Source organism: Aeromicrobium changchenzhani, from assembly GCF_057586615.1.
Genome location: NZ_CM172480.1, coordinates 1,433,554 through 1,448,565 on the forward strand (window position 1 = coordinate 1,433,554; position 15,012 = coordinate 1,448,565).

The 15,012-nt window shown below is 60.5% G+C and carries 13 protein-coding genes; 8 read left to right on the top strand and 5 right to left on the bottom strand.

All coding sequences use genetic code 11. The features are described from left to right. Positions 1 to 477 precede the first annotated feature (477 nt). From AC2YB9_RS07260 to moaA, 6 genes are all read left to right on the top strand, one after another. Entirely contained in the window at positions 478 to 1,542 is a 1,065-nt protein-coding gene (locus tag AC2YB9_RS07260; protein ID WP_487268111.1) for a 3-isopropylmalate dehydrogenase, read from the top strand. 43 nt (positions 1,543 to 1,585) lie between these two features. After that, on the top strand, positions 1,586 to 2,680 hold the full coding sequence (locus tag AC2YB9_RS07265; RefSeq protein ID WP_487268112.1) for a branched-chain amino acid aminotransferase: 1,095 nt from the start codon (positions 1,586 to 1,588) through the stop codon (positions 2,678 to 2,680). 112 nt (positions 2,681 to 2,792) lie between these two features. Further along, a complete protein-coding gene (locus tag AC2YB9_RS07270) occupies positions 2,793 to 4,229 on the top strand; it encodes an aspartate ammonia-lyase (RefSeq protein WP_487268113.1) in 1,437 nt (478 codons plus the stop codon). A gap of 63 nt (positions 4,230 to 4,292) precedes the next feature. Continuing rightward, the gene (fdhD, locus tag AC2YB9_RS07275; protein WP_487268115.1) at positions 4,293 to 5,150 is read left to right on the top strand and encodes a formate dehydrogenase accessory sulfurtransferase FdhD; all 858 of its coding nucleotides are present in this window, start codon (positions 4,293 to 4,295) and stop codon (positions 5,148 to 5,150) included. Further along, positions 5,147 to 7,468 carry an FdhF/YdeP family oxidoreductase gene (locus AC2YB9_RS07280; RefSeq protein WP_487268116.1) on the top strand — a complete coding sequence of 774 codons (2,322 nt, stop codon included), beginning with the start codon at positions 5,147 to 5,149 and terminating at the stop codon, positions 7,466 to 7,468. The genes fdhD and AC2YB9_RS07280 overlap by 4 nt, the downstream gene beginning before the upstream one ends. Positions 7,469 to 7,472: 4 nt before the next feature. Beyond that, a complete protein-coding gene (gene moaA / locus AC2YB9_RS07285) occupies positions 7,473 to 8,519 on the top strand; it encodes a GTP 3',8-cyclase MoaA (RefSeq protein WP_487268118.1) in 1,047 nt (348 codons plus the stop codon). A 21-nt stretch (positions 8,520 to 8,540) separates the two neighbouring features. Here the strand turns inward: moaA and AC2YB9_RS07290 are convergent, their stop codons facing one another. Genes AC2YB9_RS07290 through AC2YB9_RS07310 form a run of 5 tightly spaced genes read right to left on the bottom strand, consistent with a single transcriptional unit; the run spans position 8,541 to position 12,442 of the window. Next, a complete protein-coding gene (locus AC2YB9_RS07290) occupies positions 8,541 to 9,734 on the bottom strand; it encodes a molybdopterin molybdotransferase MoeA (protein WP_487268119.1) in 1,194 nt (397 codons plus the stop codon). Next, positions 9,727 to 10,041, bottom strand: coding sequence for a DUF6457 domain-containing protein (locus tag AC2YB9_RS07295; protein WP_487268120.1), 315 nt, complete (start codon positions 10,039 to 10,041; stop codon positions 9,727 to 9,729). The genes AC2YB9_RS07290 and AC2YB9_RS07295 overlap by 8 nt, the downstream gene beginning before the upstream one ends. After that, entirely contained in the window at positions 10,041 to 10,658 is a 618-nt protein-coding gene (gene mobA, locus AC2YB9_RS07300; protein ID WP_487268121.1) for a molybdenum cofactor guanylyltransferase, read from the bottom strand. Before mobA ends, AC2YB9_RS07295 begins: the two co-directional genes overlap by 1 nt. A 57-nt stretch (positions 10,659 to 10,715) precedes the next feature. Then, positions 10,716 to 11,405, bottom strand: coding sequence for a hypothetical protein (locus AC2YB9_RS07305; protein WP_487268122.1), 690 nt, complete (start codon positions 11,403 to 11,405; stop codon positions 10,716 to 10,718). Further along, on the bottom strand, positions 11,402 to 12,442 hold the full coding sequence (locus AC2YB9_RS07310; RefSeq protein WP_487268124.1) for an NADP-dependent oxidoreductase: 1,041 nt from the start codon (positions 12,440 to 12,442) through the stop codon (positions 11,402 to 11,404). The genes AC2YB9_RS07305 and AC2YB9_RS07310 overlap by 4 nt, the downstream gene beginning before the upstream one ends. Positions 12,443 to 12,589: 147 nt before the next feature. Between AC2YB9_RS07310 and cimA the strand changes: the two genes are divergently transcribed. Further along, a complete protein-coding gene (cimA, locus tag AC2YB9_RS07315) occupies positions 12,590 to 14,176 on the top strand; it encodes a citramalate synthase (RefSeq protein WP_487268126.1) in 1,587 nt (528 codons plus the stop codon). 42 nt (positions 14,177 to 14,218) lie between these two features. After that, a complete protein-coding gene (locus AC2YB9_RS07320) occupies positions 14,219 to 14,989 on the top strand; it encodes a hypothetical protein (protein WP_487268127.1) in 771 nt (256 codons plus the stop codon). The last annotated feature ends 23 nt before the right edge of the window (positions 14,990 to 15,012 follow it).

Consider the following 15,012-nt stretch of genomic DNA (forward strand, 5'->3'; position numbering starts at 1 on the left):
ATATCCGCGCGTACGTGTCTCGGAGAATGAGACATGTGCGTGAATCTCCCACGAATTGTGAATCAGCGTATTAAGGTGGATGTGTGCGGAAGCTTGTACTCGTAATTGCTTGCCGCGGCAGGGCCTCTTAGGGCCTACACCCTGCCGCGGAGTTTGGCGTTTGGCCAAGAGTTCCGCCGCAGGGGATGTGTGGTCGCCACCGCGATCCAATCCTTCGCCGTTCATCTCGCATCGATGTGATCCATCAATTCGGAATCCCGCGGGCTGGTTGGGCTCTTGCTCCAAGCGCCGAACTCCGCGGCAACCAATCCGAAGGACAGCATCATGAATGAAGACATGTCGATCGAGTGGGGACCAGCGCATCTGCGTGAGGATGCGCCGACGGCGACGTACGAATTTACCGAACGTCCCGACGACAACTGATTCTCAATAAATCGTGAGACACCGGTTTCATATCCTGAGATCGCGCTGTCTAGAATGGCGATCATGACCCGCAATTTTTCCCTCGCAGTTGTGCCCGGAGACGGCATTGGCCCCGAGGTCACCGCGCAGGCGTTGGCTGTCCTCAACCTGGTTGCCCCCGATCACGGCCTTAGCTTTGCCGCGACCGAGTATGACCTCGGCGCACGCCGCTACCACGCGACAGGGGAGACCTTGCCGGCATCGGTGCTTGCCGAGATCAGCCAGCACGATGCGATTCTGTTGGGCGCCATCGGCGATCCGAGCGTGCCGTCGGGAGTTCTGGAGCGAGGACTCCTGTTGAGATTGCGGTTCGAACTCGATCATTACGTCAACCTCCGCCCGTCCAAACTGTTCCCCGGCGTACCCACGCCGTTGGCGAACCCTGGTGCGATCGACTTTGTCGTGGTTCGTGAGGGCACCGAAGGCCCGTATGTCGGCAACGGTGGCGCGATCCGCGTTGGGACGCCGCACGAGGTGGCTACCGAAGTCAGCCTCAATACGGCCTTCGGCGTTGAGCGGGTCGTTCGCGACGCGTTCGCTCGTGCGCAGGCTCGCCCGCGCAAGAAGTTGACGCTCGTGCACAAGAACAACGTTCTGGTGCACGCCGGCCATCTGTGGAGCCGCACAGTTGACACGGTTGCGGCGGAGTTCCCCGATATTGCGGTGGACTACCTGCACGTCGACGCGGCCACGATCTTCTTGGCGACCGATCCCTCGCGTTTCGATGTCATCGTGACAGACAACCTTTTTGGCGACATCCTCACCGATCTCGCCGCCGCCATCACCGGTGGTATTGGACTTGCTGCCAGTGGCAATATCAATCCCGACCGCACCTCGCCGAGCATGTTCGAGCCGGTTCACGGCTCTGCGCCCGACATTGCCGGTCAGAGCAAGGCTGATCCAACCGCTGCGATCCGCTCCGGCGCGATGCTGCTGGACCACCTGGGCTTCCCGGCAGCGGCGGCCTGCATCGAGGCCGCAGTTGAAGCGGACATTGCCGAGCGCAATGGCGCCAGAAGCACCGAAGCGGTCGGTGCGGCCATTTCTTCGCGGCTGGCCGAGGGTGTATCGGTCGGTTAACGACCATTTACCTTCGACCCTCGAAAGCGTTAGTGTGAGCATCATGAATTCAACACCGTTCGTCAGCCGCCTCGAAACGAATCCAAACCCGCGGTCGGCTGCGGAACGGGCCGAAATTCTTGCCAATCCCGGCTTCGGCGACTACTTCACCGATCACATGTTTATGGCCGAATGGACTCCGGCGACTGGCTGGGCAGATGCTCGCGTCGTGCCATACGGTCCGCTGTCGCTCGACCCGGCGACGGCAGTCCTGCACTATGCGCAGGAGGTCTTCGAAGGCACCAAGGCATACGTTCACGCTGATGGTTCGGTGTGGACGTTCCGGCCCCGCGCCAATGCGGCCCGTATGCAGCGGTCAGCTCATCGTCTTGCCCTGCCTGAACTGCCGATCGATTGGTTCATTGGCTCGATCGAAGCGCTGGTCAGTGCGGATCGGCAATGGGTTCCCGGTGGCGAAGAGCGAAGCCTCTACATTCGGCCGTTCATGTTCGCCTCTGAAGTGTTCCTCGGCGTGCGCCCTAGCCAGCACGTCACCTATTCAGTCATCGCATCGCCAGCGGGTGCCTACTTTAAGGGCGGACTCAAGCCGGTGTCGATTTGGCTGTCGACAGAATTTTCCCGCGCGGGAACCGGTGGCACTGGAGCGGCCAAATGCGGCGGCAACTACGCCGCAAGCCTCCTCCCGCAGCAGGCGGCCAGCGCACAGGGTTGTGACCAGGTGGTGTTCCTCGATTCGACCGAGCATAAGTGGGTCGAGGAGCTCGGCGGGATGAACCTCTATTTCGTGATGGCTGACGGCAGTATCGTGACGCCGGAGCTGTCCGGCTCAATCCTCGAAGGCATCACGCGCGACTCGATTATGAAGTTGGCTGTTGATTCAGGGCATCAGGTCATTGAACGCAAGGTTTCGATCGACGAATGGCGTGACGGCGTTGCATCGGGCACGATCGTCGAGGTCTTTGCCTGCGGAACTGCTGCGGTCGTAACGCCGGTCGGCACGCTTAAATGGGATGGCGGAGAAGTGTCGATTCCTGGGGGCGAGGCCGGCAAGGTGACATCCGAGCTTCGGACCGCACTTGTCGATATTCAGTATGGGCGCGCCGAGGACCGACACGGGTGGATGCACCGGTTGGTTTGACGGTGCGCCGTGGTTTGATTGTGAGAGTGATCCACATCACGCTCTCCGCGATCCGGGGAGTTCCTGATTCTCGGAGGACCCATCCCATGCCCTCCACACTAGGAGGCAATTGATGACGACCGCGACTCGTGTCGAGCATGATCTGATCGGTAATCGCGACGTTCCCGTCGATGCGTACTGGGGAGTGCACTCGCTTCGTGCGATGGAGAACTTCCCGATCACTGGTATTCCCATCGGCGACAGCCCGTTCCTTGCCGAGGCATTGGCATCGGTCAAGGCGGCTGCAGCGGCTGCTAATCACGAGCTCGGGCTGCTTGACGATGAACGATTCGAGGCCATTCGGGCGGCCTGCGAGGAGATTCGCACTGGTGCACTGCACGATCAGTTCGTCGTGGATGTCATCCAAGGTGGTGCAGGTACGTCGACCAATATGAACGCCAATGAAGTCATCGCGAATCGGGCGTTGGAGCTGTTGGGCCGTGACAAGGGCGATTATGCATTCATCCATCCCACTGAGCACGTCAATTTAAGCCAGTCGACCAACGACGTCTATCCGACTGCGGTCAAGATTGCTGTCATCATGGCGGCCCACTCGCTGCTCGATGCGATGGAAGTTCTCGAAGCGAGCTTTGCCGCCAAAGCCGATGAGTTCCACGACGTACTTAAGATGGGTCGGACCCAGCTTCAGGATGCCGTCCCGATGACACTCGGGCAGGAGTTCCGCACCTACAGCGTCATGATCGGCGAGGACCGCAGCCGGCTGTCCGAAGCGGTGCTGATGCTCCACGAGATCAACCTCGGCGCGACGGCGATCGGCACCCAACTCAATGCGCCTGTGGGTTACGTACCCATTGCCTGTGAGCAGCTGGCGAAATTAACTGGTCTGCCCTTAGTAAGCGCGGTTGATCTGATCGAGGCCACCCAGGACTGCGGCGCGTTCGTTCAGCTGTCTGGTGTGCTCAAGCGCGTTGCGGTCAAACTGTCCAAGATCTGCAACGATCTTCGGCTCTTGTCGTCGGGTCCGCGGGCTGGGTTCTGCGAAATCAATCTGCCGGCAGTTCAGGCCGGGTCGAGCATCATGCCGGGCAAAGTCAATCCGGTCATTCCTGAGGTCGTCAATCAGGTGGCCTTTCAGGTCATCGGCCACGATGTCACAGTCACGATGGCCGCTGAGGCAGGCCAGCTGCAGCTCAATGCATTTGAGCCGATCATCTGCTATTCGCTCTCGGCCGGTCTGGCCCGGCTCAAAGAAGCAGTCCTGACGCTCGCGACCCGCTGCGTCGACGGCATCACGGCAAATGTCGAGCTCATGCGTGCCGAGGTGGACAACTCGATCGGTCTGGTGACCGCGCTCAATCCTTACATCGGTTATCGCGCCGCCACTGAAGTCGCCAAGGAAGCACTCGCGACCGGTCGCGGGGTTGCTGAATTGGTGCTCGAGCGGGGTTTGCTGCCACCGGAGAAGCTTGAATTGATTTTGCGGCCGGAGACGCTTGCGAATCTGACGCCACGGCCCAAAAAAACGAACGTCGAGTCCGTCGGTAGTTGAGCGATTTGTCATAAGTGAGGTATGAGCCTTGTATAACCTTCAACCAACTGATAGTTCTTGTCAGTGAGCCGAATCACTTCGCGTCGCCGCATTATCCGCCTGGCCACGGGGGAGACTCGTGTGGTGCGAGAAGACGTCCTCGCAGTTGAGGAACCACTTGAGATTCGTGTCGGCGGCCGTTCGCTGGCCATCACGATGCGCACCCCTGGACACGACGTCGACCTGGCCGCAGGTTTTCTCGTGTCTGAAGGAGTGATCGCGCGATGCGACGACTTCGGTGCGGCGCGTTATTGTGCCGGTGCGACGGTCGACAACCTCAACACGTACAACGTCTTGGACATCACGCTCGGCGTCGGTGTGCCGGCGCCGGACCCCAGCCTCGAACGCGCGTTTTTCACGACCAGCTCCTGTGGACTGTGCGGCAAGGCCAGTATCGATGCCGTTCGTACGAAATCGATGTATGTGGTGGGAGCAGACGGGCTGCGAATTGATCCGGACGTTCTGGTCACGTTTCCGGGCCGACTTCGCGCAGGACAAGCGGTCTTTGAGAAGACCGGTGGGTTGCATGCGGCCGCACTCTTCGACGGCGCGAGTGGCGAGTTGCTGGTTCTGCGTGAGGACGTCGGTCGACACAATGCCGTCGACAAGGTTGTCGGCTGGGCGCTCAAGGAGGACCGGCTGCCGTTACGCGGCTGTGTCCTCATGGTGTCGGGGCGGGCCAGCTTCGAACTTACGCAAAAGGCTTCAATGGCTGGCATACCATTTCTTGCCGCGGTTTCAGCGCCGTCGTCGTTGGCGGTCGAACTGGCCGAAGAATTGGGCATGACCTTGGTCGGTTTTCTGCGTGAAAACTCCATGGTGATCTATTCCGGCGACGAGCGTGTCGCCGACAAACTAGTAGAAGACGGTAGTGCGCTATGACTCGCAAAGCACCAATCCAGGATGTCAACGACGACAAAATGTCGGTGAGCGAACCCGAAACCTGGGCCGCAGGCGTCCCGGGTGTACTGCACTCGATGGGACCGGCCTTCAAAGGCATGGGTATTCGCCGTAGCCTGCAAACGCTCACCTCGATGAACCAAAAAGATGGCTTCGACTGCATGAGTTGCGCGTGGCCCGATCCGGACCATCGCAAGACCCTGGAGTTCTGCGAAAACGGCGCGAAAGCGCTGACCTGGGAGGCCACTCAACTCACGATCCCGACGGACTTTTGGGCCGAACACTCGATCAGTGACCTGCTCACGAAGTCCGAGTATTGGCTGGGTATGCAGGGCCGTCTTGTCGAACCGGTATTCAAGCCGGCCGGCAAGGATCACTATGAGCCAATCAGTTGGGACGCGGCATTCACCAAGATTGCCGAAAAGCTCAACGGTCTCGATTCGCCGAATGAAGCGGCGTTCTACACCAGCGGTCGCACCGCCAACGAGACAGCGTTCGCCTATCAGTTGTTTGTGCGCGCCTATGGCACCAACAACCTGCCGGACTGCTCGAATATGTGCCACGAATCGACCGGCCTGGCGATGGCCGAAACAATCGGTATTGGCAAGAGCACGATTGCCTACGGCGACTTTGCCAAGGCCGATTTGATCATCGTGATGGGCCAGAACCCCGGCACCAACCACCCACGCATGCTGACTGCGCTGGAGGAGGCCAAAGAAGCCGGCGCCGAGATCGTCGCGGTCAACCCGCTGCTCGAGGCCGGACTCATCCGCTACAAGAACCCGCAGCGGGTCAAGGGCATTCTCGGCAAGGGCACGGGGTTAGCCGACCAATATTTACAGATTCGGCTTGGCGGCGATGGCTGGCTGATGAAGGCCATCTCCAAGCGTGTGCTTGATGCCGAAGCAAAGAATCCTGGCACCGTTCTCGATCACGATTTCCTCGACGCGCATTGTGAAGGCTTGGCCGAGCTCACCGAGCATCTCGCTGACCTTGACGAGCAGGGCGTACTCGACGCGACTGGGCTGACCGTCGAGGAGATCGATGAGTTGGCGGCACGCTACCTCAAAGCCGACCGGGTCATCATCACCTGGGCGATGGGGCTCACCCAACACAAAGAAGCTGTTCCCACGATCAAGGAAGTCATTAACCTGCTGCTGTTGCGCGGCAACATCGGCAAGCCCGGTGCTGGTGCGTCGCCAATCCGCGGTCACAGCAATGTTCAAGGCGACCGCACGATGGGTATCTGGGAGCAGATGCCGGCGGTATTCCTCGATGCGATCGAGAAGGAGTTCGGCTTCAATCCGCCGCGCGAGATCGGCGTTGATGCGGTCCAGGCGATCCGGGGGATGCGCGACGGCAAGATCAAGGTCTGGCTCGCGCTGGGTGGCAATATGGTCGCCGCAGTGTCGGATACCGAGGCCGCTGAGGCTGCCTTTCAGAACACCGAGATGACGGTCCAGATTTCGACCAAGTTGAACCGCAACCACATCATCATCGGCGCTGAGGCGCTCATCCTGCCGACGATGGGGCGAAGTGAGATCGACCTGCAGGCGACCGGTCCGCAGTTCCTCTCGGTCGAGGATTCAGTATGTGCGGTGCACTCGACGAAGGGCCGCATCGACCCGGTCGATCCCCGGTTGTTGTCCGAGCTGTCCATTTTGACTCGGCTCGCGCGTGCAGTGCTCGGCAACAAGAGCGACATCGACTGGGCGGCAATGGAAGCTAATTACGATGTCGTGCGAGACCACATTTCACAGGTTGTCCCGGGCTTTGACAACTTCAATCAGAAGATCCGTCAAGACGGTGGCTTTGTCCTCCCACACGGCCCACGTGACTCGCGTAAGTTCACGACGCCCAGCGGCAAAGCCATGATCACGGTTAACGAACTCAAACACATCGCCTGCCCGCCGGGCCGGCTGTTGTTGCAGACGATGCGTTCGCACGACCAATTCAACACCACGATCTACAGTCTCAACGATCGTTACCGGGGCATCAAGAAGGGACGCAAGGTGATTTTTGTTCATCCCGATGACCTTGCCGAGCTCGGTTTTGCCGATGGGGATTCAGTTGATGTGCACAGCGAGTTCGCTGACAATGTCGACCGTGTTATTCGTGCTTTTCGGATAGTGGCGTTTCCGACAACACGCGGCTGTGCGGCGGCCTATTTTCCCGAGGCAAATGCTTTGGTTCCGTTGGATTTCACCGCCGAAGGCAGTGGCACGCCGGCCTCGAAGTCGGTTGTCATACGGCTTGAGCCCGCGGGCGACGGCACCGTACTTGTTCCACAGGTACGGTAGCAGCATGACTGTCCTTGATACACGAAACCGGGCGCTGCGGGATCTGCGGATCTCGGTGACTGACCGGTGCAATTTTCGTTGTGTCTATTGCATGCCCAAGGAGATCTTCGGGCGTGACTTTGAGTTCATGCCCCGTGCCATGCTGCTGAGCTTTGAGGAGATCACCCGCATTGCTCGCATCGCAGTCGCCCACGGGGTCGAGAAGATCCGACTGACCGGCGGTGAGCCGTTGTTGCGTGCCGGGATCGAGGATCTCATTGTCATGCTGAATGAGCTTAAAACGCCTGAGGGGCATGACCTTGACCTCGCGTTGACGACGAATGGTTCGGCGCTCGCCCATAAGGCTCAGGCGCTTAAGGATGCTGGCCTCAAGCGGATCACGGTGTCGCTGGATTCGCTTGACGATGAAAAATTCAAGGCCCTCAACGGCGTTGACTTCCCGGTCGCCAAGGTCTTGCATGCGATCGATGCCGCCCATGAGGTCGGTTTGGGGCCGATCAAGGTCAACATGGTCGTCCAGAAGGGCAGCAACGATCAAGACATTGTTGCAATGGCGCGCCACTTCAAGGACACCCCCTATATTTTGCGCTTCATCGAATTCATGGATGTCGGCTCGACCAACGGCTGGGAGATGGGCGAAGTTGTCCCCTCCGCCGAGGTCATCAAGATGATCGACGCAGAGCTCCCGCTCGAGGAGGTTGCGCCCAATTACACCGGCGAGGTGTCGGCACGATGGCGTTACCGCGACGGGAGTGGTGAGATCGGCGTCATCTCGAGCGTCACGCAAAACTTCTGTTCGACCTGCAATCGCGTACGAATCTCCTCAGACGGTTCCTTGTATACGTGCCTATTCGCGACCAAAGGCCATGACCTCCGCGGCATGCTGCGTGCAGGTTGCACCGATGACGAACTCGCCACGAAAATGTCCGACATTTGGCGGGTTCGCACCGACCGCTACTCCGAGCTCCGCAGCAAGAACACCACAACGCTGTCGGACCCAACTACTGACAATGGCCCGAAGCGGGTCGAGATGCATTACATCGGCGGTTGAATAGCGCGTCGCCTCAGCGTGTCATCGCCACGGCAACGTAACCGTTTCGACCGATTCGCCGGCGCTTGCACCAACAGGCGGTATGACCAGAATGCCATCGGCTTCGGCCAGCCCACGCAGCATCCCCGAACCGGTCCACGCGCTCTTGGTTGCAAGGCCAGCGTGCAAACGGTAGGGGATCAGCAGGTCGATGCCGTGCTTACCGGCCAGATCTTGCCCGGTGACGACCGAGCCAAGCGCCGGTGCGGCAGCCCCGGAGAGCCCTGCCAACAGCGGTTCAAGCAGCGTCAGGACGCCAATCATGGCCGCCAGCGGATTGCCGGGCAGCCCGACTAGGAAGCGACCATCGGGCAATCGGGCCACCAGATTCGGTGCACCTGGTCGCATCGCCACGCCATCGATCAGGAGTTCGGCGTGTAGTTCGCGTAGCACCGCATGTAGGTGATCGACCGATGAGCCGCCGGTTCCGCCGGTGGTTACGAGCACGTCCGCATCGGTCTCGGCGACGGCGGATCGCAGCAGCGATAGGTCGTCGGGCAAATGTTGGCTCGATGTGACGGCGCCGCCCAGCATGGCTACCAAACTCGGCAATAGCGGGCCGAATGAGTCTCGAACGCGGCCGGGCGAGGGCACGCCCGCCAGGACGACTTCGTTGCCGGTGAGGATCAGGCCAACTGTCGGTCGTCGAATGACCGCAACCGAGTCGTGGCCGCAGCCGGCGGCGACAGCCGCATGCACAGGATTGAGGACCGTGCCCGCAGGAATGACGATTTCGTCCTTGGCGATCTCCTCGCCAGCGGGGCGAATGTGTTCGCCGACCTGAGGTTCACCTGCCGCGGCCTCCGAGTTCGGCGTGAGGACCGTCGAGGCGTCGGTCGTCAGGCACTGCCCGTGCTCGTGCCGCAGCACGCCCAAGGCTTGATCTGGGATTAGGCCACCGGTGACAATCTCCGTGGCCTGACCGGGCTCGAGTCGTAGTCCTGTGACAAGCAGCCAAGGCGCTGGCCCGCATACTGCCCAGCCATCCATCGCTGATGAGGCATAGTGCGGCACGTCGCAGCGAGCGGAAATATCGCTGGCAGCGGTGCGGCCGGACGCCTGCTCGAGAGGGACATCGTCGGCAGGCAGAGCGGCTGCGACGTGATGGCAGTAGCTTCGGGCAGTATGCCAATCAGGTCGCTTGCCCGGTGCAATCGGATCGGGGCGGTCAGTCATCGAGTTGCTCGCGGCACTCCCGGTCGGCAACGGCGAACGCCTCGGTGACTGCCGCTTCGTTGCTAATCGACCGGTGCGCTGCGGCCTGCCCAGCGGCGTAGCCGGCGATAAAGGTGGTCAGAGGAGCCGCGGGACGGAGCACCGAATGCGCGGCGCGGCCGGCGAGGCTCAGCACGGCGTGGATGTCGACCTCAAGGTCGTCGATCTCGTGTGCTGCGAGCAGTCGCGTGCACCAGTCGCGCAAGATTTCATCCTGGCTTGCCTCTGCACGTTGGCGATCTTCGGGTGATTGTTCGCTGTCCTTCATCAATTCTCCTTGGCGATGTCGGTGCGGGCCAGTCCGAATCGGGCAGCATCGGCCCATGTGTCGATGTCCTCGGTGGCGTGGTCAGCTACGGGCGTTTCATGCAGGTTGAGCGTGCCTATTAGAGCGAACATGGACAGGCCATCAAGACTGTCGTGATCTCTTTGTGACCTGATCGCCGCGGTCAATCCAAGCGTGGCGTAAATCGCGGCTAACGGCTGACGGTGCTGTGCCGCATCGAGCGCGATCACTCCATCGGAGTCCGGCGCGCTCGACAGCGCCGCTAGCAGTGCCACGACCGCCAGATCTATTCGCGGCATGTCGCAGGCCAGCACAACGGTGAAGTCACTGGGCGTTGCACGTATCGCGGCCAGTGCATCGAGTCCTGCTCCGATTGCGGCGGCGGGACCAGCGAAGGGCGGGTCCTCGCGTGCGAGCAGGATGTCTTCGGGCAGTGCATCGGGTTGGATCGGGCCGACGACAACGGTGCGACGAGCCATAGCGATGGCGCCAACCGTACGCGCGACAAGCGATTGTTGACGGTACTGGAGTTCAGCCTTCGCGACCGAATCGAGACGTCGCGAACGGCCGCCAGCCAGAACGATCGCATCGATGATCACGTTCACACCATACTGAGATGATTTTCCGCGGCGTGCTCGGACAGCGCGGCCAACCGATCAGTCCTGAAACAGACTGGTTGCCGGGTCGTCATGCAAGGTCACGAGCAGTTCGTGCACATCCGCGTCATACGTCAGCGTCACATCGACCGACCGGTCATTCGGCGTCGAATCCGCGGCTGGATCGCCATACCCGAAGGCGATGTCGCGCAGCGTGATGGTTGCCGGACCGGCTGGGTCATGGCTCGGCCATTCCTCAATTAGCCGATAGGCGATCCCGGTCAGGACCGCGTCATACATGGGGCGCTGGTTCTTTGAGATAGCGAAACTGTGCAACTCGGGCAGCCCAAAAATGTCGAGCCCATGCGTGAGCACATCACCTTCGGCGTCGACGTCGTATTCGAAGACGAACCACTGGGAGGCGTGGGCACGCGATGTCGCAGACGCGCCGTGCTCAATAACTCGGGGCAATAGCATATCGACGACGACCCCGTCGTTGGCTTCGGCGATTTCAAGCGCCTCAGCACGCGTGCGTACGGCCATGTCCCCCGCTCCAGCCGTGTTCGACTCGCCACGAATGAGGGCTTGGAACGGACGCTTCTTGAGCCGCTGCATGCCGACATCAGACGAGCCACGTAGCCGCAATAGGAAATCCAACGGCATCGTGACGTGATCTGCTTGTTCAAGCGGATGGGAGGTCATGACCGCGTAGATGGCCGAGCAGACCTTGGGGATCGGAACGGTGCTCATCGAGTGGGGTCCGCACCGACCTGGACGAGAAGCTTGCCGAAATTTTTGCCGGTCAACATACCGAAGAAAGCTTCGGGAGCATTCTCAAGCCCTTGGACGATGTCCTCGCGGTAGGCAAATTCATCCGCAGCGATCCAGCCCGATACATCCTTCTGGAAGGCCTTGTAATGGGTCTTGACGAACTCGTTCTGGATGAAACCTCGCATCGTGATGCTCTTGGTCAGAATCATGCGCATCAGAGCGGCGGAACGATCCGGGCCGGTCGGCGGCTCGGTGTCGTTGTAAGTCGAGACTAGGCCGCATACCGGCACGCGCGCGTAGGTATTGAGTCGCGGGCGGACCGCGTCCCAGACTGCGCCGCCGACGTTCTCGAAGTACACGTCGATGCCATCGGGCGAGGAGGCTTTGAGATCCTCACGGAAGGTGGAGGAGCGGTGGTCGAGGGCGACGTCGAAACCGAGTTCGTGGAGATAAGCCACCTTGGCCGTGCCACCCGCAATACCGATTGTGCGTGCACCCTTGATCTTCGCGATCTGTCCGACCGCTGAACCTACCGGACCGGTAGCTGCTGCGACCGCAACGGTTTCGCCTGGCTGAGGCCGTCCGATCTCAAGGAGGCCTGCGTACGCGGTGAACCCGGGCATGCCAAGCACCCCGACTGCGGTCGAGATCGGCGCACGCTGTGGATCGAGTTTGCGCACATGTGCTGCGTTTTGTACGCCGTGGGATTGCCAGCCGAGATAGGACAGGACGATGTCGCCCACCGACAACGACGGGTCGTTGGACTCGATGACCTCGGCGACTGTGCCGCCCTCCATCACGGCGCCAAGCTCGACCGGCGCGGCGTAGGACTTGGCGTCGTCCATACGACCGCGCATGTAGGGGTCTAGGGACAGGTAGATCGTGCGCAAGAGAACCTCGCCAACGCCCGGTTCCGGGATGTCGGCGGTGCGGATCGTGAAGTTATCGGCAGTGGGTTCGCCGTGCGGACGGGAGGCAAGCAGAATCTGCGTATTCAAGGTGGGGGTAGCGCTCATAAGGTGGCCAGTCTAGACTGGCAGCATGCAGAACATCGTGATCATTATTGACAGGCGCGTCTGACCTCATCCGTCAAACGCGCAGCCTCCCGATCTTTTGGGAGGCTTTTTTGTTGCCGATGATCACCCACGATTAAGGAACCGACCGTGAGCACCAGCGAATTTCACGTCTACGACACGACATTGCGCGATGGCGCCCAGCAAGAAGGGCTCAATCTGTCCGTCCAGGACAAGATGAACATTTCGCGGCATCTAGACGACCTCGGCGTGGGCTTCATTGAGGGCGGCTGGCCTGGCTCCAACCCCAAAGACACGGAGTTCTTTGCTCTGGCGGCCAAGGAACTCGAACTGAAGCATGCGACCCTCGCAGCGTTCGGCGCCACCCGGCGGGCAGGTGCGAAGGCTGCGGACGACCCGCAAGTTGCCGCGCTTCGTGATTCGGGTGCATCGGTGGTGACGCTGGTTGCCAAGAGCCACGATCGGCACGTCGAGCTTGCCCTGCATACGACGCTCGAGGAGAATCTCGCGATGGTGCGCGACACGATCGAGCATCTGCGCAGCGAAGGTAAGCGCGTATTTCTGGATTGTGAGCACTTCTTCGACGGCTACCGCGCCAACCGCGACTATGCACTGGAGGTTGTGCGTACGGCGGCCGAAGCAGGGGTCGAGGTCGCGGTCCTATGCGACACCAACGGTGGAATGCTGCCGCACTGGGTCACTGAGATCGTCCAGGATGTAGCAACGCTTGGCGTTCGGCTCGGGATTCACGCCCACAACGACACTGGCTGCGCAGTTGCCAACTCGATGGCTGCGGTTCAGGCGGGCGCCACGCACCTCCAGGGTTGTGTCAACGGCTACGGCGAACGCACTGGCAACGCCGACTTGCTGACCTGTGTTGCCAACCTCGAACTCAAACTCGGTATGCCGGTCATGCCCGCGGGCGCGTTGCGGGATTCGACTCGGATTGCGCACGTTATCTCCGAAGTCACGAACTATCCGCCGGTCGCACGGCAGCCCTACACCGGCGTTTCGGCCTTCGCGCACAAGGCCGGCCTGCATGCCAGTGCGATCCGCGTCGACGCAGGTCTTTATCAACACATCGACCCCGCGCTCGTTGGCAACGACATGCGGCTGCTCGTCTCGGAGATGGCTGGCCGCGCGACGATCGAACTCAAAGGCAAAGAGCTTGGCTATGACCTCGCCGGCGACTCTGAGCGGCTGTCACGGGTGACCGATCGGGTCAAATCGATGGAACAGTCCGGTTATACGTTTGAGGCCGCGGATGCGTCATTCGAACTCCTGCTTGCCGAGGAGATGGAGGGGAAGCGTCCCGCCTATTTCGCGATTGAATCGTGGCGCGCTATCACCGAATCCAATGCCAGCGCGGACGCGATCGCGGAGGCCGTCGTCAAAATCAGGGCTGGCGGCAAGCGCCTTGCCGTGATCGGTGAGGGCAATGGTCCGGTCAACGCGCTCGACCATGCGCTCCGCCAGGCCATTGAGCAGGTCTACCCCGAAGTTGCACAATTCCATCTGACCGATTTCCGGGTACGTATCCTCGATCAAGGACACGGAACAGATGCGGTGACACGGGTACTGATCGAGACATCGGACGGCAAGAACTCTTGGGTTACGGTCGGCGTCGGCGCCAACATCCTTGAAGCGTCCTGGGAAGCGCTCATCGATGCGGTGACATACGGTCTTCGCAGTCACGGAACCGTGTCTAGTATGTGAGCGCGTTTGACTGGCAGCCCCGCGATTTGGCACTCTATTGACATGAAATCTCGGGGATTGTTTGTCGGCATCATTGCGTCCGTCTGCACTTTGGCGCTCATCGCGGTGATTATCGTGGCCGCGATGGTCGGTACGAATCTCAGCCATTCGCATCAGGTTGATCGAGCCAATGAGGCGGCCTCGCGATTTACGGTTGCGCAGACGCGATATCAGGCCACGGTGAAAACGACGTTGGATCAGATTAGTTCACGTGACCCGAAGGCGGGATTGCGCACGCTCGAAACGGATGTTCCAAAGCCGCCGAAGCTGATCAAACTTTCTGGCTACGGGCCGAAGCATTCTCGCACCTATAAACGAGCGATGACCGGTCAGACCACGCCGAACTTCGATGCCATCCGAAGCGCGTTGAAGAATGTTCAGGTGGCGGAAACATGGTCCAAGGTCGCCGACAAGATGCTCGTGTCAGTGGACTCATACGGCGTCAATGGTCCGCAACGAAGTGGCGCCAAAACGCGCGACAAAGTCTTGAACCCGATGAAGAAGAAGTTCAGCGCTTATAAGGCGACGGCCGTGCCATCTGGTAGCGAGTCGCTCGACAAGCAAATTCGTTCGGAAGTCACCAAGGTGCTCAAGAACGTTAAGCGCGGCGCTGATCGGCTTGATTCAGGGCGTAATGCGCCAGGTTTTCGCTACCCCTTTCCACGCCTCAGGCTCTTGGTACTCGGGGAAGTGGCCAAAGCACGCTCCGCAGTGAGCACTGCTGTGGAGGCTGCGAAGGATCCGCGCAGTTCATCGGGTGACGGTTCGATCTAGGGCGGTTCTCGTGGGTTGAGGTC

What these genes read in the sequence shown, in the direction of transcription:
- AC2YB9_RS07260 (WP_487268111.1), top strand. Translation starts at nt 478, where the DNA reads ATGGCGATCATGACCCGCAATTTTTCCCTCGCAGTTGTGCCCGGAGAC.
- AC2YB9_RS07295 (WP_487268120.1), bottom strand. Translation starts at nt 10,041, where the DNA reads ATGAAGGACAGCGAACAATCACCCGAAGATCGCCAACGTGCAGAGGCA.
- AC2YB9_RS07290 (WP_487268119.1), bottom strand. Translation starts at nt 9,734, where the DNA reads ATGACTGACCGCCCCGATCCGATTGCACCGGGCAAGCGACCTGATTGG.
- AC2YB9_RS07305 (WP_487268122.1), bottom strand. Translation starts at nt 11,405, where the DNA reads ATGAGCACCGTTCCGATCCCCAAGGTCTGCTCGGCCATCTACGCGGTC.
- AC2YB9_RS07270 (WP_487268113.1), top strand. Translation starts at nt 2,793, where the DNA reads ATGACGACCGCGACTCGTGTCGAGCATGATCTGATCGGTAATCGCGAC.
- AC2YB9_RS07320 (WP_487268127.1), top strand. Translation starts at nt 14,219, where the DNA reads ATGAAATCTCGGGGATTGTTTGTCGGCATCATTGCGTCCGTCTGCACT.
- AC2YB9_RS07310 (WP_487268124.1), bottom strand. Translation starts at nt 12,442, where the DNA reads ATGAGCGCTACCCCCACCTTGAATACGCAGATTCTGCTTGCCTCCCGT.
- moaA (WP_487268118.1), top strand. Translation starts at nt 7,473, where the DNA reads ATGACTGTCCTTGATACACGAAACCGGGCGCTGCGGGATCTGCGGATC.
- AC2YB9_RS07265 (WP_487268112.1), top strand. Translation starts at nt 1,586, where the DNA reads ATGAATTCAACACCGTTCGTCAGCCGCCTCGAAACGAATCCAAACCCG.
- AC2YB9_RS07280 (WP_487268116.1), top strand. Translation starts at nt 5,147, where the DNA reads ATGACTCGCAAAGCACCAATCCAGGATGTCAACGACGACAAAATGTCG.